Source organism: Bacillus sp. ISL-77, assembly GCF_018613105.1.
The window spans coordinates 63329-81119 of record NZ_JAGGQY010000046.1 but is presented as its reverse complement, the minus strand read 5'-3'; the positions used below and the strand labels follow the sequence as shown (position 1 = coordinate 81119).

The 17791-nt window shown below is 37.3% G+C and carries 16 protein-coding genes; 5 read left to right on the top strand and 11 right to left on the bottom strand.

What is annotated here, in order from left to right; translation table 11 throughout:
* Positions 1-439: 439 nt before the first annotated feature.
* Together J7E77_RS18965 and J7E77_RS18960 are read right to left on the bottom strand one after the other, a co-directional pair.
* Positions 440-1627, bottom strand: a complete 1188-nt coding sequence (locus J7E77_RS18965; protein WP_214716416.1) for an acetyl-CoA C-acetyltransferase — start codon at positions 1625-1627, stop codon at positions 440-442.
* 299 nt (positions 1628-1926) lie between these two features.
* Positions 1927-2439, bottom strand: coding sequence for a hypothetical protein (locus tag J7E77_RS18960; RefSeq protein WP_214716414.1), 513 nt, complete (start codon positions 2437-2439; stop codon positions 1927-1929).
* A gap of 183 nt (positions 2440-2622) precedes the next feature.
* On the opposite strand from J7E77_RS18960, the gene J7E77_RS18955 reads away from it, so the two are divergent.
* The 3 genes from J7E77_RS18955 to phaC all read left to right on the top strand — a co-directional run bounded on the left by J7E77_RS18955 (position 2623) and on the right by phaC (position 5154).
* The gene (locus tag J7E77_RS18955; protein WP_214716412.1) at positions 2623-3213 is read left to right on the top strand and encodes a hypothetical protein; all 591 of its coding nucleotides are present in this window, start codon (positions 2623-2625) and stop codon (positions 3211-3213) included.
* 48 nt (positions 3214-3261) lie between these two features.
* Positions 3262-4005, top strand: a complete 744-nt coding sequence (locus J7E77_RS18950; protein ID WP_214716410.1) for a 3-oxoacyl-ACP reductase — start codon at positions 3262-3264, stop codon at positions 4003-4005.
* A gap of 66 nt (positions 4006-4071) precedes the next feature.
* Complete coding sequence (phaC, locus tag J7E77_RS18945) at positions 4072-5154, top strand: class III poly(R)-hydroxyalkanoic acid synthase subunit PhaC (protein ID WP_214716409.1); 1083 nt, start codon at positions 4072-4074, stop codon at positions 5152-5154.
* Positions 5155-5281: 127 nt separating this feature from the next.
* Here the strand turns inward: phaC and J7E77_RS18940 are convergent, their stop codons facing one another.
* Both J7E77_RS18940 and J7E77_RS18935 read right to left on the bottom strand, forming a co-directional pair.
* A complete protein-coding gene (locus J7E77_RS18940; RefSeq protein WP_214716408.1) occupies positions 5282-6001 on the bottom strand; it encodes a hypothetical protein in 720 nt (239 codons plus the stop codon).
* Positions 6002-6018: 17 nt separating this feature from the next.
* Positions 6019-7173: a ParM/StbA family protein gene (locus tag J7E77_RS18935; protein WP_214716484.1), complete on the bottom strand. Its 1155-nt coding sequence runs from the start codon at positions 7171-7173 to the stop codon at positions 6019-6021.
* A gap of 572 nt (positions 7174-7745) precedes the next feature.
* On the opposite strand from J7E77_RS18935, the gene J7E77_RS18930 reads away from it, so the two are divergent.
* On the top strand, positions 7746-8045 hold the full coding sequence (locus J7E77_RS18930) for a DUF6454 family protein (RefSeq protein ID WP_214716407.1): 300 nt from the start codon (positions 7746-7748) through the stop codon (positions 8043-8045).
* A 55-nt stretch (positions 8046-8100) separates the two neighbouring features.
* The gene (locus J7E77_RS31805) at positions 8101-8316 is read left to right on the top strand and encodes a hypothetical protein (protein ID WP_308167084.1); all 216 of its coding nucleotides are present in this window, start codon (positions 8101-8103) and stop codon (positions 8314-8316) included.
* A gap of 188 nt (positions 8317-8504) precedes the next feature.
* Here the strand turns inward: J7E77_RS31805 and J7E77_RS18925 are convergent, their stop codons facing one another.
* From J7E77_RS18925 to J7E77_RS18895, 7 genes are all read right to left on the bottom strand, one after another.
* Positions 8505-8696 (bottom strand): aspartyl-phosphate phosphatase Spo0E family protein, encoded by a 192-nt coding sequence (locus J7E77_RS18925; protein ID WP_214716406.1) that lies wholly within the window; start codon positions 8694-8696, stop codon positions 8505-8507.
* Between the two features lie 136 nt (positions 8697-8832).
* On the bottom strand, positions 8833-12153 hold the full coding sequence (locus J7E77_RS18920; RefSeq protein ID WP_214716405.1) for an immunoglobulin-like domain-containing protein: 3321 nt from the start codon (positions 12151-12153) through the stop codon (positions 8833-8835).
* A gap of 67 nt (positions 12154-12220) precedes the next feature.
* Positions 12221-13243, bottom strand: coding sequence for a galactofuranose ABC transporter, permease protein YjfF (yjfF, locus tag J7E77_RS18915; protein WP_251028116.1), 1023 nt, complete (start codon positions 13241-13243; stop codon positions 12221-12223).
* Entirely contained in the window at positions 13221-14303 is a 1083-nt protein-coding gene (locus J7E77_RS18910) for an ABC transporter permease (protein WP_214716402.1), read from the bottom strand. The genes yjfF and J7E77_RS18910 overlap by 23 nt, the downstream gene beginning before the upstream one ends.
* Positions 14293-15825: a sugar ABC transporter ATP-binding protein gene (locus J7E77_RS18905; protein ID WP_214716400.1), complete on the bottom strand. Its 1533-nt coding sequence runs from the start codon at positions 15823-15825 to the stop codon at positions 14293-14295. Before J7E77_RS18905 ends, J7E77_RS18910 begins: the two co-directional genes overlap by 11 nt.
* Before the next feature lie 80 nt (positions 15826-15905).
* Complete coding sequence (locus tag J7E77_RS18900) at positions 15906-16907, bottom strand: ABC transporter substrate-binding protein (protein WP_168243013.1); 1002 nt, start codon at positions 16905-16907, stop codon at positions 15906-15908.
* A gap of 215 nt (positions 16908-17122) precedes the next feature.
* A complete protein-coding gene (locus tag J7E77_RS18895; RefSeq protein ID WP_214716398.1) occupies positions 17123-17629 on the bottom strand; it encodes a hypothetical protein in 507 nt (168 codons plus the stop codon).
* Positions 17630-17791 lie beyond the last annotated feature (162 nt).

Genomic DNA, 17791 nt, shown 5'->3' with positions numbered 1-17791 from the left:
ATTGGGCAACTCTTTTCAAGAACCCCTGCGAACAGAGATCTAATTGTTATATACGGACCTGCCACAAAAAGTATCCCCGCCCAAACCACACCCTATAGAATTATAGTTTTGTGTTAGGGGGGGGTATAATAGAAAATTCCTGTCTAACTTTTTGGGTAAAACAAAAAAATTTCTCTTATTTAATAGAATTAATAGCAGAACGAAATACAGTCTTTACCTTCCAAAATAAAGCATTATTCTAGTTCTTATCCATGATAACTATTTACGCCTTCATTTTTTTTTCAATAACATGAACCAAGTCTTGAATAATATCATTTAACTTCATCTGACTAGTATCTTTTCCCAGAATGATAGAAGTATTAAATATTCCAAAATATGAGAGCAAGATAAGGATATTTGGAGGCCAGCATTGAAAAAAATCAAATTGTTGAATTATATTTTAATTACGTTCCACAATGGTGGCTACTCCTTGGCCTCCGCCAATACAAAGTGTTGCTAATCCCATGCGGCTATCACGTTTTAGCATTTCGTGAATGAGAGTAACTAAAATGCGTGCTCCGCTGGCACCAATTGGATGACCTAACGCAATTGCGCCGCCATTTACATTTAATTTTTCTTTATCAAAGTGAAGTTCGCGATCCACTGCAATTGATTGAGCGGCAAAAGCTTCGTTCGCTTCAATTAAATCCATATCTTGTAATGTTAAAGAAGCCTTTTTTAAAACCTTTTTTACAGCTGTAACCGGGCCGATTCCCATAATGCTTGGATCCACGCCCCCACCTGCATTCGCTTTTACGGTAACTAACGGTTTAATTCCTAATTCATCTGCTTTTTTACGACTCATGATAACAAATGCTGCTGCCCCATCGTTTATTCCAGAAGCATTTCCAGCTGTGACGGATCCTTCTTTGTTAAAGGCTGGGCGAAGCTTTCCCAACCCTTCTGCAGTTGTTCCAGCACGAGGAAATTCGTCTTGAGCGAATACTGTTACTTGTCCTTTACGGCCCGGCACTTCAACAGGAACAATTTCATCTGCAAAGCGATTAGATTCGATCGCAACTTGAGCCTTTTGCTGGCTCCATGAAGAGAATTCATCTTGTTCTTCACGAGAAATTTCATATTTTGCAGAAAGGTTTTCAGCTGTAATACCCATATGATAATTATTGAAGGCACACCATAGTCCATCGTGAATCATGCTGTCCACCAATTTCTGATCTCCCAACTTGAATCCATCGCGAGCCCCTCTAAGCAAGAAAGGAGACTGGCTCATATTTTCCATTCCTCCGGCAACAACCACTTCGGCATCCCCTGCAAGAATAGCTTGTGTTGCTAGATGAACCGCTTTCAGTCCTGAACCGCATACCTTATTAATCGTTAGGGCGGATACCTCATGAGGCAAACCAGCAGCAATGGCAGCTTGTCTTGCTGGGTTTTGCCCAAGTCCTGCTTGTAAGACATTCCCCATAATGACTTCATCCACTTGAGTAACATTGATCCCAGCTTTTTCAATGGCTCCTTTGATAACTATTCCACCTAATGTTGTTGCCGGAACACTTTTTAAACTTCCACTAAAGCTTCCAATTGCTGTTCTTACAGCACTGACGATAACCACTTCGGTTTGATTCATGTTGAGTTCTCTCCTTAAATATTTCAATTTTACGGAAATATCTGTTAAATTCTTAAAAGTAATTAAGAGTACAGGGTAACCAGAAATTTTTTCTTTCCAATTGATATCCTTGCTTTATCCTAAACGAAATATGCAAAAGGCAATTAAAAAAGTTGTTGGAATTTGGAAAATACTGTGGTTGTGGGGAAAACATTAGATGAGCTTTTTAGGAAACCGTTTTCGTTACAGATTGTCCCTTTAGTGGTAGGATATAATATATTATATGTACATTGTAAAAAAAACAGCGAAAATTCGCTGTTCTACTTAAACAAATTAAATGCCATTTTTGTGTTGGATTCAAATAAATCCATAAATCCTTTTTGTGCAGTTTTAAATTGATTTACAGCCTCTTCACGAATCTTTCTTTGCTGTTCGATACTATTTTTAATCGATTGTTGGAACTGCTCTTGTGACTGATTTAATAAATTTAAACTTTCTTTGTATGGAGTGGAGGTTAACTGTTGAACACGGTTATTTATTTCATCTAGTTGAGCATACCACTTTTCGAAAGTTTGGCTTGCTTGTTCACCGTAAACTGTATCAACATTTTGCTTTACATAATCACGAACATCAGCAATTAATTTTTTCTGTTGTTCTTGGATAAAGTCCATTCCTTCAGCAATTTTCTCCAATGATTCTTTTTGTGTTGTAAATGCTTGAAGCAAAAGATTTTCTATTTCTTTTTGAGAATCGGTCACCTTGTCCAAACTGTTTGTCCAAATGTTTAATAGAGATTCACCAAAATTAGTAACGAACTCATTGTTTAATTCCATTATAAAAAACCTCCTAATTAATAAATAACACTATATGTAATTTACACCTATATGAGAAGCTTGTCAAATAGTTATTGTTTAAAGTATATACTTTTTCTTCACATATTTACCCTAACTTTATTTAGAATTAATTGGGTACCATAAGTGTTAGCAAAAATGGAAATAGTGGAGGAGACAAAGTAAATGACTCAAAACTTAGACATGTTTGAAATGTGGAAAAACTATTTTAACCACTCCAGTACCCTAATCGATGAAAAAATGAAAGAACAATTTCCATCTCAGGCCATGGGGCAGCTTTTGGATATGAATCTTCTGTTCCAGAAAATGTTAAATGAAACAACAGAACGATATTTGGAGCAGATGAATGTCCCAACCCGTACGGACATTGCAAAAATCTCGTCCCTTATCGTCAATGTGGATACAAAAGTTGATGACTTAGAAGATCTTTTGGAAGAAACGAGAGCTAAACAACTAAACCATGCAGAACTGCAATCCGAAATTAAAGATTTTGGAAAAGAACTAAAAAGTCTAGACGCTAAACTTAACCAAATCCTTACTCAAGTAAATTCTCTAATTGAAGGAAATAATAAAAAAGCTGCAAAGGTCAACGCGGCTGACGATAACAAGAAAGCAGCAATGATTACCACGGCTGCCAATAACAAAGAAATGACAAAGAGCACCGCGGATGCAAAAAACAAGAGAACAGCAAAGAACAAATTAGGTGCCAATAACAAAAGAGCAGCAAGTAACAAGGATGAGCAAAACAGCCTGTAAAATTCTTCAACATTTAATACAACAACTTATATAAAGGGGTTGGTGTAAATGGCAGATTTAAATAACAAAGTTGCGATTGTCACTGGTGGGAGCAGAGGAATCGGTGCAGCGATTTCCATGGAATTAGCAAGGAACGGCGTAAAAGTAGTCATCAACTATAACAGCCGCAATGAGCTGGCAGAAAAGGTGGTCGCAGAAATAAACGAAATCGGCAGCGAAGCTTATGCTGTGCAGGCAGATGTTTCAAAGTTAGCAGAAGCTGAAAAATTAATAAAAGAAGCTGTTAACCATTTTGGCAGACTAGATATCCTTGTTAATAATGCAGGGATCACAAGAGACAAGTCCTTTAAAAAACTTAGTGAAGAAGACTGGAGAACAGTTATTGACGTGAATTTAAACAGCGTTTACAATACAACCTCCTTTGCTTTGCAGCATTTGCTTGAATCAGATGCGGGCCGCATCATCAACATATCGTCTATTATCGGCCAGGCTGGCGGCTTTGGGCAGACCAATTATGCTGCAGCAAAAGCCGGAATGATTGGTTACACAAAATCTCTTGCTCTGGAGCTTGCAAAAAGCGGTGTAACGGTTAATGCGATAGCCCCGGGTTTTATAGACACAGAGATGGTTAAAGCCATTCCGGAAAATATTCGCGAATCAATAGTCGCTAAGGTTCCGCAACGCCGATTTGGTCAGCCAGATGAAATCGCAAAAGGAGTTATTTACCTATGTAAAGATGGTGATTATATCACTGGGCAGCAGTTAAATATTAACGGCGGGCTGTATATGTAGCGAGATCATTCCCTATCGTTAGGATACACCATACGATTCGCATTACTTTGAAAGGTGTGAGGAATCATGAGGATCCCAACTATAGAAGAACAGATTTCTGCTGCAATGCCGGAGCAATACCAAAATTATTATGCAAAAATAAAAAGAGCAGCTGAAGTATTAACGAAGGATGCCGAACCAGAAGTGGGGCCAACACCAAAAGAAGTCATTTGGACAAAAAACAAAGCGACATTATACCGCTACACATCCGATCAGCCAATAAAACATAAAATTCCACTTCTAATGGTTTATGCATTAATTAATAAACCGTATATCCTGGATTTAACAAGAGGATTCAGTTTGGTTGAATATTTAGTTAACCGCGGTTTTGATGTGTATCTTCTTGACTGGGGAACACCTGGCAAGGAAGATAGAAATATGAAACTGGAAGACTACATTATGGACTACATTCCACGTGCGGTTCGTAAAGTATTACGGACTTCCCAGGCGGATGAAGTTTCACTCCTAGGTTACTGTATGGGAGGCACTATGACTTCCATTTTTACTGCTCTTCATCCTGAATTGCCAATTCGCAACGTCATCTTTATGACAAGCCCATTTGATTTTGAAGACACAGGCTTAATTGGTTCTTTCCTTGATAAGCGGTATTTTGACATCGACAAGGTTGTCGATACATTGGGTGTTATTCCACCCGAAATGATCGATTTTGGAAACAAAATGTTAAAGCCAATGACCAATTTTTACGGACCGTATGTTAGTCTGGTGGATCGCGCCAACAACGAAGAATTTATTAAAAGCTGGAAACTAATGCAAAAATGGGTAGGTGACGGAATTGCCTTTCCTGGTGAAGCCTTCCGTCAGTGGATCCGGGATTTTTACCAGCAAAATAAGCTGATTAAAGGGGAACTCGAAATTCGCGGACGAAAGGTCAACTTAAGCAACATCACCGCTAATGTACTCAACCTGTCTGCTGAAAGAGATCATATTGCCCTGCCGCACCAGGTGGAAGCGTTAATGAAAGTAATATCCAGCAAAGATAAAACGTATATTTCTCTTCCAACCGGACACGTATCTGTAGCATTTGGCTCTAAAGCAACAAAAGTCACTTATCCAACAATAGGAGATTGGCTGGAACAACGGTCAGATTAACAAAGATTTTAGGATTTGTAAACTAATTAGTGGAGTACAGAAATTGAAATTGGTTCCTTCTTCTGTTTACGCCAAAAGTCCAAGAGAAATCTCTTGGACTTTTTTATAATATGATCAGTGAGCCTATTTAAAAATCCATATCTATGACTTCTTTAATAGTCCCTTTTACTTGATCACTTTCGAGCATTTGTCCTTCTTTAATATCTTTTACTTCTTCCGCAGGTTCCAAAGCAGGATTATACTTATTTAGATTGGCATGAATAACCGGACGGAAGGGAAGTTCCTTTTTAAGTGAGTTAATCTCGTCTAAAAACTCGCTGCGGAGGGAGTTTAACATCGTTTGGAATTCTTCCTTGTCTAATTTTTGCTCACCCAGTTTCGCAACAAAATCCCGCAACTCGGTTTCTTGGCCGGACCCCATCTCATTAGGATCTTCAACAAGACGGGATGCGAATTTTTGTTTAAGTAAGTTAATCTCACCTAAAATCTCTTCACGAAGTGTATCAAATAAGGTTATTGCCTCTTCTTCTTTTTCCAATTTATCTAAATCATGCTCAACAAGATTTGTAATATATTCCTCCAGCTCATTTGCTTGTGCTTTTTGCTCAAGTATTGAATACACCTTTGGAGAGATTTTCAAAGTTTCTAAAGTAAGCAATACACGTTCGTATTTACTTCCTGATTCCTTATTCATTAATCTGACCTCATCCGTTTGGTGATTAACAGCAGTTAGAAAAAAGTTCGATAGTACGTAAAATGGTGAAACCATCTGTGCACCTAGATGTGAATACATATTGTTTAATCCGCCAATGAACTTTTCACCAAGAAGATGATCTTTGTTGTTCATACATTCTCCTCCTCTTCTTAAGCGAAAACTAAGTTTGTTTCATGCCTGCTTATTATTTCTAGACCATATAAATTTAACTTTCTTGTATCTTGAAGGAATAGATGATTTTGCTCTCTAATTTCGTCTCCATACCTTATATTGATCGATTCTTGGATGAATCGTTTAAGGATGCTGGCTATTCCACCAATATAAACATATTTATAGACCTTATCTTTAGGTGATGGGAATGTGTTTTCAATTTTCGTTATTAAAATTTGCGTGTACTCCCTTAATGACTCATGGATTTGCTCTGTGAGATCAACCTTTTTACCGCTATTTCCATCCCTTTGCTCCATTTTGGTTTTTTCAATGTTATTGATAATGAATTCTTCTAGTGAACGAACATTATCAAAGTACTCGAGTAACTTTTCACTTCTTAATTTCTCAATGTGTTTTAGATACGAAATGTCAGCGAAGCAATTCAATGATTCCCTGCTTTTAGGAGCTTGAAGTCCTGATTGAAGCAATGCAAGATCAACAGTCCCTCCGCCTAAATCCACAATTAGAGTTTCAAAGTTTTGAAATGAATTTGCTTCCTCACGATCTTGTAAATCAAAATCTTTTTTAATTGCCCAACGAGCAACTTCACTTTCAATCCGGCATTTGCTTGTTTCGACGTGAATGGATACAACTCTTTCAAATCCCGGTGTTAAAATCGTTACTTTGTGCTCCCCTTCAAATCGGCTTGCCATTTTATTTTGCATATCACTGAACTTGTTCGTTTTCTTAAGCAACCAAATTGGAAGCATGGTTGAAAAATAATTAATGTTCACTCGTTTATCTTCAATGCCGTTTCCTTTTAATACATTGTAATAAGCTGCTGACGCTAGGAACATCACATAGGGAATCTCAGATTCCGTTTTATCATGAAGTTTGTTGATATGACTGTTTCCTAATACTTGTTTTTCCGCTGATTCGCCCACCAGATAATATTTCTCTACACCGTCTATCGTAGTTGAAATGAGTAAACTTTGAAGAAGGGATTGGGGATCATGGAAAGTAGACGGAAAGTGGCCGTCTGCCTTTTCCCTCGTTATTTCTACTACATTTGTAGGAATCTCAAAATAATAACCGTCCACAAGGGTTTGAAAGACCGAATTACCAAAATCGACATTTTGACGCTTTATATCCATTATTTCTCCTCTTTTCATGTTTTTTCCTCATAATGATTATATATTCTTCTCTTTTATTTGTCTAAAGTTGTTTATAAATTTAGATTAGTGAATAAATGCATTAGTGTTCTTTATGTAATTCTCCTCTATTAATCAATTTTCTATTTATTTCAGCAGTAAATTTCGACATTGACAATAAAAAAGAAAGCTTGATTAGGGCTTAATTAATTCGTGATTGCTCGATTTAAGTTCCTGGGAACATGTTCGTATTGCCCACTAATTAAATACCTTATGATTGCTTTTATAACGTGTTTTTAATATGTGTTCAATACTATTACTGAATATTAGCCTATTCTTCATATTTAGAGAAATAAATAAGCTCAGATATTTGAGCAAGTGCTCCAAGGTATTCGTATTTTTCTGCCATCTGATTTCACCAGGACTTGGATACGGACTGTTAAGGCAGATGCCTTTGATAAGACTCGGTGATGATGTAGAACTGATTGTGCAGATAAACCTTCCAGTTATTCTTTATAGGTAACTAGTACCATTGGGTAACAAGCAATAAAGATATAAAACTTGGTGAAGGGGATGTGTATCATCCTGGAGGAATTACTTTTGATGGTAAATCAACTTGGGTTCCTGTTGCAGAATATCGCCCAAATAGCAGGTCGATGATTTATAAGGTGAATCCGAACACGATGGAGTCCCAAGAAGTATTTCGCACGAATGACCACATTGGAGGTATACTTCGTGATGGAAAAGAAGGAATTTTAAAAGCTGTGAGCTGGGGTTCGAGAACATTTTATCAGTTTAATGAAAAGGCTGTGTTAAAGGTCATTGTTGATATTGTAACCTTGTTGATTGGAGCGGAAATCAACAAACTAGTTTAACACAGCCAATGAAAAAGGAAAAGTTCTTAGAAAAACAAGTAATTCTAGCCACTTTATTGATTATCAAGACTGCGAGAATGCTGAAAAAAACAATATCATATGTAGTGGTATTACTGAATTGACACAATTAAATAATTTCGGTAAATTATTTACCGATTATCATAAAATTAACACACATTGTTTTTTTGCCATAAAAAAATCCCCTCCAATTAAAAGTGTAACACCCAAGCACTTTGCATGGTTTTTACACTGTCAACTTAAAAGGGGGTAATATCACTATGGATTTATATTAAAATTTTTTAACTACACATTAACTCTTCCTGATTGTGTTCCGTAATCAACACTAATAGAATACTTTACCTTCTGAGTCATCCTATCACTAAATAATCAGTATATGAGTATATATAATTATTAAAGTTATTAAACCCTGTAATTTTACAGAATCCTTCCTACTAATTGTTAAAACCTGACTACTGGTACTTTGGGTATATTTATTGAATTTTTTTGAAAAAACAGAATTTCTTTATCTAACTTTTGACTTATAGATAATACATGCGGATCATTTAGTCCACTTACTTTTGCTAAGTCATACATCGCCTGCTGGTATTCCATTATTTTCTTTTCGGTTTGTACCAATTTAAACAGTAACACGTACCGTACCTCCTTTTTCTCCTTTCATTATGTCTTGATTTAATTTGGTTTTCCTGTTTATGGGTACTCGGAAACATTAATTCATAACGTATTTAACTACATGTTCACTATAAAAAAATTCCTAACTGATGTATTTTCATTTAAATATGAGATTATCCGTCAAATCAATCAAAATATTTGCCTGTTGTTCAGTAATTGCTTTCCCGCTTTGGGCTGACAATTCATTTACGTACGCCTTAAGTTTACCGTCTACGGCCTGTTTGTGAACTTTAGCGGCCGCTTCTTTTGCCGACTGGAGTTTTGCAACAAGTGAATGCGACACCCCATCCTTACTTACAAAAGATTGGGTCAATCGGCTTAAACTATCAAAATCAACAGTTACGGTAAACTTATTTTCAGCTACTGCTGTATTCCCCGCCTTGTCAGTAGCCGAAGCCGAGATTGTATGAACACCAATGCCGAAGTTATACGCATATCCTTCAGTACTAGGGCAATTAGCGGAATCAACCCCTGACACTTCATCCGATGTACTGCAGGAAATCGCTATCTTCGCATCAACAGGATACGTACCTTCATTACCGATAAATTGAATCAAAGGAGCAGTCGTATCAAGTATTATTTTTTGTTGATACGTTTCACTTACATTTCCAGCATGGTCGTTAAATTCAACATATACTGTTTTCTCCCCATCTCCTGAAGGCAAGGTGAATTCTTTTGCTGTCTTATACGCTTCCCACTCTGTCCAGTCCTTAGCATTCGTGGAAAAGCGAACCTGGTTCACTCCGCTTAAATCATCTTTTGCTTCAAGCAATAGAGTAACATTCGGATCTTTTGTAAATTCCGCACCAGTATTAATCGTAAAATGTCCTTCTGGACGTGTTAAGTCCTTCTGTTTCTCTACGATGACCTCACTAACAGCCATATTACCACCATCGACTGTTGTTACACTAATCTTTGCAGTACCTTCTTTTTTCGCAGTAACTTTACCCGTTCCATCCACTACTGCTACTTCTTCATTATTACTGGACCATAGAACATCTTTATTGACAACACTCTCAGGTGTTACTGTTGCAGTCAACTGTGCAGCTTTTCCTTCTGCTAACTCCAATTTTTCCTTATCCACAGTAACGCGTGGTACTTGTTGAACGGGCTCTTGCTTCTTGACTGTTGGAACATTTGCAAGTAATGCTTCATGTTCCCGTTTTGTAATCGGCATTACGGTCCCATGGCGAGGGCGTGCTGGTAAACTATAGTTTGTTGACATCTTCCACTCACCTGACTGTAAATTGGTTGTTTCAAAAGGAACATACCCTCTACCGCCAAATTCATCAATAAACATGTACCACTTTTCTTCCGTATTCGATTTAAAGATGGTAGGTCCTTCACCTGCACCGATTGATCCTTTTCCAATCCCTTCTTTAATAAGATCAAAAGTAGGATCAAGAACCGAATCCCCAACTTCTCCAAAAACAAATTTACCGTTTGGTGAAGATGTCGTGTTGTTTCTTTCATCTTTTGTAAAACGATAGATTTTTCCGTCATCCTTAATGATGGTGGTATCAATAACTGAATATCCATAATCCATATAAACTTTTGGTTCCGTAAACGTATGGAAATCTCTTGTTTTGCTATACATCATTTTGTTGTAAGTAGAGCCGCTATGCGCTTCATTGTCATACAATTTGGAAGCCCATAACACAATATACTCACCAGTCATGTCATCATACGTAACTTCCGGAGCCCATGTATTTCCAGCCTCTTTTGGAGATACTTCTACCATTCTTTGCTCTGACCAATTAATTAAATCAGTAGATTCCCACACCATTATAGAGCGGCTGCCTGTCCTTTGGGATCTGTCCCAATTCCAATCTCCATTAATTTTTAAATCTGTGGAAATTAAATAGAACTTATCTCCTTCAGGGGAACGAATGATAAATGGATCTCTAAGTCCTTTTTCACCCAAATTAGAAGTGATTGCTGGCGCCCCATTGTTTAACTCCTTCCATTTAAGTGGATTGTTTCCTTCACTTAAGGCAAAATAAATTTGTTCACCATTCGAATAACCTTCTCCTGTAAAATAACTGAAGACGTATCCTTCATAGTTCTCCTTTTTCGGCATTTCTTTCACTTTAGCTAAAAATGCTTTTGTGATTGATTCCTTGTGTAATGTGAGAGTTGCTGTCAATTTAACCATTTTATCTCCTACACCATTTCCAGGACGTTTCACTTCTCCAGTTGGTGTAATGATGGAAGGGTCAGTTGATTTCCATGTGATCGTAGAACCATTAGCTCCCGATTTCGGTAAAGTTAGATTGCCGCGAACATCATTAATGTTATGAACTTTCAAATCTTCTGCATCCATTCGAACGGTCACTGAATCTTGAGGTTTCTTTAATACAGTAACGGTAAATTCTTTTGTCAAAGTCTTTGTACCTTCCAATATAGTAGCTATAATTCCTACCGATTGGTCACCATTTTCATAAGAAGGTCTATTAACTTTACCATCATTTGTAATAATGTTTTGATTTTGAGATTCCCAAGTGATGGATGTTCCAAATGCCCCATTTTTAGGGAAAGATAAATCCGAATTAATTTCGTCTTTGTTTTGGTTCTGATTGATAAAAATGGAGTAATCTAATTTTTCAGCAGCGTGATTTAGCAGTAGTCCATCCATGGCAGCAATTTTTTTATCAGCTTCTTCTTTTAGTTTACTTATTTCTGTTGCTGTCAAAGCTCCATCAAACACTTTAAAATCTGCGATCATTCCTCCAAAATACGGGTCAGAAGAATAAAATGAACGCCCGATAAAACCACTTCTTCCATTAACATTGTTGATTTGTGCTAATGTATAACCGTTCGTAGAACCAGTACCCACTTCAACCCCATCAATGTACAGCTTTATCGTTTTTTCTACACCTGACATAACAGTAGTTATCAACTTCCATTCACTTGACTTTAATGGCCCATTTGTCGCATTTACACCTGCTTCATTCATCCAGCTTGTTATCCCGAGTCCTGCTCTTGAAGAGCGGTCACCCGAGTTACGCTTCGGCGTCGTAAACAAATATTTGTTACTGTCCTGACCTAACGCATATAACCATTCGGCTTCATTAACACCCTTCCAATTCACCAAAGAAGAAACGGTGATACTATCCAAATTATTTAAGACACCTTTAGGCATTTCAATATATGAACTAGTAGAACCGCCTTTAAAGCTTATAACTCCTGCATCTGTCCCCTTAATAAGGTCAGCGTTTTGGAAATTCACCAGCTTTCCATCAAAATTCCCAGTGCTATCTTTCACTGTTGTATCTTCAATATTGTTCATATCATAATCAAGAATTAACTTTACTTCTTTTGGTTCCTCAGCAAATGTGGATTTCGGAACTATTCCTGATACGGTATTAAAGAGCATAAAGGTTAATAAAAAAGTTGAAAGCCTTTTCCTCTTGTTCATGTTTCCCCTCCTGATCAAAATGGTTTAATTATAGTAAATTCACTTCAGATTTCCCTCTATCGTTGATTCAGGTAGCGAGTGCTTTTCTTTCTTTTCTTTCTTTTCTTTTAATAATCGTTTTGTTTCTTTCACTCTGAATGACGATTATGCGTTGAAGTACGATAAAAACAAACAATAAAACTCCAATTACAATTCTTGTCCACCATGAACTGAGTGTACCTTCAAACATGATAATGGTTTGAATTACTCCCATACTCAGCACGCCAAACATTGGACCAACAACATATCCATACCCGCCGGTTAAAAGGATTCCACCTATGACACATGCTGCAATGGCATCCATTTCTAGACCTAATGCGTGAAGCCCATATCCAGACAACATGTAGAAGGTGAAAACCAAGCCTCCGAGGGCAGAACTAAAGCCACTGATAGCGTATATGAGAATTTTCGTTCTTACAACAGGCAGTCCCATAAGCATAGCCGATTGTTCGTTTCCACCAATGGCGTAAACAGTCCGACCAAACTCTGTATATTTAGCCACATACATGGCTGCCAATACAAACACAATACTAATCAATACACTAATGGAAATAAAATATTGGCCACCCAGCATAATCTTATAGTGAGATATCTTGGTAAATAATGGATCTGTGATAGTAATAGATTCGATGCTAATAAAATAACAAAGTCCTCTGGCCAAAAACAAACCTGCTAATGTAACAATCCATGGATGCAATTGAAAACGCTGAATGATGTATCCTTGTGCAAATCCAAATATGATTCCCATTAAAAGAACTACAACCATAACAATAACCGGGTTTGCACCTTTCTGAAGCATACTTGCGGACACCATAGTGGTTAGCGCAACAACCGATCCTACTGACAAATCGATTCCACCAGATAATATTACAAACACTAATCCTGTAGCAATGATGATTAAAAAAGCATTGTCGATAAATAGATTCAGAAAGACTTGCGATGATAAAAAGCCCGTATAACGAAAAGAACCTACACTAAATAAGGAAAGAAATAGAATGATGGTCGAAATTAACGTGATATTTAATTGACTAACTCGCAGCATGTTTCTCATTAGATTGAATTACTCCCTTCTTACGCTTGCTGCCTATTTTTAAGATAAATAAGCTTCTGAATTTTTCCGATTGTACAAGCGATACAATAATTACTACAATTGCTTCCACCACGAGTATACTTTCAGGAGGAACTCCAGTGGAATAAATAGTTGTTTTTAACATTTGAAGGAAAAGAGCACCGATAATGGTACCTGATAGGAAAAACCTTCCACCGTTCATTGAAGTACCACCAATGACGACAGCTAATATTGCATCTAACTCCATCCATAATCCAGCGTTATTTCCATCTGCACTCTTCACATTCGAACTAATCAAGATTCCTGCGATCCCTGCGCACAAACCACAGATTACATAAGCCCAGAAGATGATCTTCTTCGAATTAATCCCAGTAAATCGGCTGGATTCCATGTTTCCTCCTACCGACTCTAAAAACAATCCCATTGCGGTTTTTCTCATAAGCAAGTAAACTAGTAACCCCAATACAGCGGCAACAAAAATAGCAAACGGTATTCCTAAAAAGTATCCACCACCAAAAAAGCTAAACGGTTTATAGTAGACAGTGATAATTTGTCCTTCACTGAACAGCTGCGCAATTCCCCGTCCAACTGTCATAAGGATAAGGGTGGCTACCATTGGTTGAACACCTATTTTAGATACCAATGCGCCATTCCACATTCCGCAAAGGACGGAAGCACCAAGGGCAGCAAGGATGGCTAGCGCCATAGGCGTATCACTTACATACTCTTGAACTCCATTGTTAACAACCAGAGTTCCTCCGATCAGGTAAGCTGCCATTGCACCTGATATCGCCACAACAGCTCCAACCGAGATATCCACACCAGCTGTTGCAATAACTAAAGTCATACCAATAGATACAATAATAAGCGGAGCCGCCCGATTTAATATGTCAATTATGGTTCCAAATAAATGACCATTCTTGATTTCGATGTTAAAAAAACCTGGTATATAAAAATAATTAAATATAAGTAATGCTAAGAGGGCCATTAAAGGCCAAAATACCTTTGAATGCCTCAGTTTATTCCATTGATTAAGAAACATTTGCGCCAGCTCCTGCTATAGTTTTCATAATAATACTTTCTGATATATTCTCTCCGCGAAGCTGTCCAATCGGAGAACGGTCACGCAAAACAATTACCCGATCGCAACAAGCTACTAATTCTTCCATTTCGGAGGAAATAAGCAAAACCGTCATACCATCATTAGCAAGTGTTCGTATTAATTTTTGAATTTCCGTCCGAGTTCCTACATCAATTCCACGAGTAGGTTCATCTAGTATAAGCAATTTCGGATTGGTTGCCAGCCATCTGCCAAGAATCACTTTTTGTTGATTACCTCCACTTAGATTTCTGATTTGTTGTTCCATAGATGGGGTAGCTATTCGCAGCATTTTAATATATTTATTACCGATTTCCTCTTGTTCTTTTCTAGAGATATAATTGAATATGCCTCTTTTAGCCTGAAGAGCAAGAATCATGTTTTCCCTGATAGTTAATTCTCCAATGATGCCCTCTTTTTTACGATCTTCCGGACAAAATCCCATCCCTTGTTGTATAGCTTTTTTAGGATACATGGCCGAAATCTTTTTTTCATCTATATAAATGACACCATCGTCCGCTTTATCAATTCCAAATATCAATCTAGCAATTTCAGACCTGCCGGAACCAAGTAAACCAGCAAGACCAAGTACTTCCCCTTTTTTCATTTCCAGATCAAATGGCTCTATCGTACCTTTTTTTCCTAGACTGACAGCTTTTAAGAAATGTTCTTCCTTTTTCTTTAATGAAGAAACTATACTTTTGTTTTGTTTGCTGTGTTCCTTTTCATCGATTTCTCTACCAACCATTTTAGTTACTAATTCTATCCTAGATAATTCACTTGTTTTGTACTCGCCAATGAGTTTACCGTTCCGAAGGACTGTGATACGATCCGTAATTTCATAGACTTGATCTAAGAAATGTGTGACAAATACGATTCCCATTCCTTCATCACGCAGCTTACGCATGATCTTAAACAACTGTTTTACTTCGTTTTCATCCAAACTCGCGGTCGGTTCATCCAAGATTAATACCCCTGCTGAAATATCAACTGCGCGAGCAATCGCAATCATTTGTTGAATGGCAACAGAGTAAGAAGAGAGTAATTTAGTCGGATCAATATCGAGATTTACTCGCTTCAGGATTTCTTGTGATTCTTGATTCATTAACTTCCAATCGATTCTGCCGCCTTTTTTCGGTGGTCTGCCAATAAATATATTTTCTGCTACTGTCAAATTAGGGCATAAATTCACTTCCTGGTAAACCGTGCTGATTCCAATATTTTGGGCATCTAGGGGAGATTTCGGCTCAATGTTCTGTCCGTCGAAAAGGATGGTACCTCCATCTAAATTGTGGACTCCGGTTAGCACTTTAATTAACGTCGATTTACCTGCACCGTTTTCACCCATGAGAGCATGAACTTCTCCTTTACGAAGAGTAAAGTTAACGTCAGACAAAGCCTTCACTCCAGGAAAGGACTTTGTGACACCTTCCATGTATAGAATTGGTTTCTCTTGTATGAACATTGTTTTAATGCTCCTTTTGTTTATTTTATGAGTAATATAGGAGTTCCCTAATAAGAGAGCTCCTATATCTAAAAAAGCTTTTAATATTGTCGATTAGGGAATTCCTTTGCTGCATTAGTTGTATCAAAGATGCCTTCTTCTGTCTTAATCCACTTTGGTAATTCTTTACCTGCTTTAACATCCTTAATGGCTTGCATCAACTGTTCTCCTAATAATGGGTTACATTCAATAGAGGCATTTAACTTGCCAGCCATCATCGCCTCAAAAGCACCTTTTACACCATCAACAGAAATGATTTTGATATCTTTCCCTGGAGTTAAGCCATATTCTTCGATCGCTTGAATTGCACCGATTGCCATATCGTCATTGTGAGAATATACAACATTGATATTTTTTCCATTAGACTTTAAGAATGCTTCCATTACTTCTTTACCCTTAGTACGGGTAAAGTCACCTGTTTGAGATTTAATAATTTTATAATTGGTATGATCTTTGATTACTTCTTCAAAACCAGCTTTTCGGTCAATGGCAGGAGCAGAACCTACCGTCCCTTGGAGCTCAACGATATTTACCGGCTTATCCGTTTTTACATTGTCCAACATCCATTGTGCCGCTTTCTTGCCTTCCTCAACGAAATCTGATCCAATCATCGTTTTATAAAGGGATGGATCGGCATCTACAGCACGGTCAGTTAATATAACAGGAATACCTGCTGTTTTCGCTTCTTGAAGAACTGTATCAAAACCTGTTTGAACAACAGGCGAGAAAGCGATTACATCCACCTTCTGAGCAATAAAAGAACGGATTGCTTTAATTTGGTTTTCCTGTTTTTGCTGGGCATCTGAGAACTTTAATTCAATTTGCGGGTCTTTTTCTGCACTTTCTTTGACTGACTTAGTATTAGCTGTTCTCCACTCGCTTTCAGCTCCTACTTGTGAAAAACCAACGACAATCTTCCCATCTTTCCCACCACTTGAACCACTACTCGCCTGTTGGTTGTTCCCGGCAGCACATCCTGTCATTAATGAGATCGCAGTTGCTGTTGAAATTAATGCAGTAAATAATTTTTTAAATTTTTTCATGTGACTTCCCCCTTAATTAATTTGAATCTATGTTTATTATAAATAATTACTCTAGTGATGTATTTTCAATGAAATGCGTTTTTTTATAATATTCCGCTTTCTTTTTTACATTAGAAAATATAATATTTAAGTGATTATTTTTTTAAAAATAAAAAAATAGACCCTAAAACCTACTATTTAGTAGTTTTTGGGGTCTATTTAATGATCATTCTGGCTTATTTTAAGTAGAGCATATCCGACAAAGAAATAAAAATATTTGCCTGTTCTTCAGTAATAGTTTTCCCTATTTGGGCAGACAGCTCATTTTCATACGCCTTCAATTTACCGTCCACGGTCTGTTTGTTACCTTTAACGGCTCCTTCTTTTGCTGATTGGAGTTTCGCTACAAGTGAATGCGCCACCCCATCCTTACTTACAAAAGATTGGGTCAATCGGCTTAAACTATCAAAATCAACAGTTATAGTAAATTCGATGTCGACTTTGGCGGTATTTCCTGCTTTATCAGTGGCTGGGGCAGTGATTTTATGAGCCCCTAACTCGAAGGTATAGGCTGGTCCTTCAACACTTGGGCATTCTTTAGAAGCAATACCAGACAAATCATCGATGGCATTGCAAGTTATATTAATAAGCGTATCGACAGAATAAGTATCCTGAAGTCCAATATCCCGTCCTTGTACATGGCCATACTTGTAGGTGTAATGACAAGTTTGATATTGAACCACTTGCTCTTAATAAAAAAACAAAAGCTGTATTTATAAAAAACATGGATTGTTTATAATAATTGGCTATTTTTTGATGAAGCATAATGTTCAAAGGTAATTTGGATCCTTATTATCTGTGATCGCCCGGGGAGAGGATACATGCAAAGAAGCCAAGGCTTTTTA

What these genes read in the sequence shown, in the direction of transcription:
- J7E77_RS18965 (WP_214716416.1), bottom strand. Translation starts at nt 1,627, where the DNA reads ATGAATCAAACCGAAGTGGTTATCGTCAGTGCTGTAAGAACAGCAATT.
- J7E77_RS18960 (WP_214716414.1), bottom strand. Translation starts at nt 2,439, where the DNA reads ATGGAATTAAACAATGAGTTCGTTACTAATTTTGGTGAATCTCTATTA.
- J7E77_RS18955 (WP_214716412.1), top strand. Translation starts at nt 2,623, where the DNA reads ATGACTCAAAACTTAGACATGTTTGAAATGTGGAAAAACTATTTTAAC.
- J7E77_RS18950 (WP_214716410.1), top strand. Translation starts at nt 3,262, where the DNA reads ATGGCAGATTTAAATAACAAAGTTGCGATTGTCACTGGTGGGAGCAGA.
- phaC (WP_214716409.1), top strand. Translation starts at nt 4,072, where the DNA reads ATGAGGATCCCAACTATAGAAGAACAGATTTCTGCTGCAATGCCGGAG.
- J7E77_RS18940 (WP_214716408.1), bottom strand. Translation starts at nt 6,001, where the DNA reads ATGAACAACAAAGATCATCTTCTTGGTGAAAAGTTCATTGGCGGATTA.
- J7E77_RS18935 (WP_214716484.1), bottom strand. Translation starts at nt 7,173, where the DNA reads ATGGATATAAAGCGTCAAAATGTCGATTTTGGTAATTCGGTCTTTCAA.
- J7E77_RS18920 (WP_214716405.1), bottom strand. Translation starts at nt 12,153, where the DNA reads ATGAACAAGAGGAAAAGGCTTTCAACTTTTTTATTAACCTTTATGCTC.
- yjfF (WP_251028116.1), bottom strand. Translation starts at nt 13,243, where the DNA reads ATGAGAAACATGCTGCGAGTTAGTCAATTAAATATCACGTTAATTTCG.
- J7E77_RS18910 (WP_214716402.1), bottom strand. Translation starts at nt 14,303, where the DNA reads ATGTTTCTTAATCAATGGAATAAACTGAGGCATTCAAAGGTATTTTGG.
- J7E77_RS18905 (WP_214716400.1), bottom strand. Translation starts at nt 15,825, where the DNA reads ATGTTCATACAAGAGAAACCAATTCTATACATGGAAGGTGTCACAAAG.
- J7E77_RS18900 (WP_168243013.1), bottom strand. Translation starts at nt 16,907, where the DNA reads ATGAAAAAATTTAAAAAATTATTTACTGCATTAATTTCAACAGCAACT.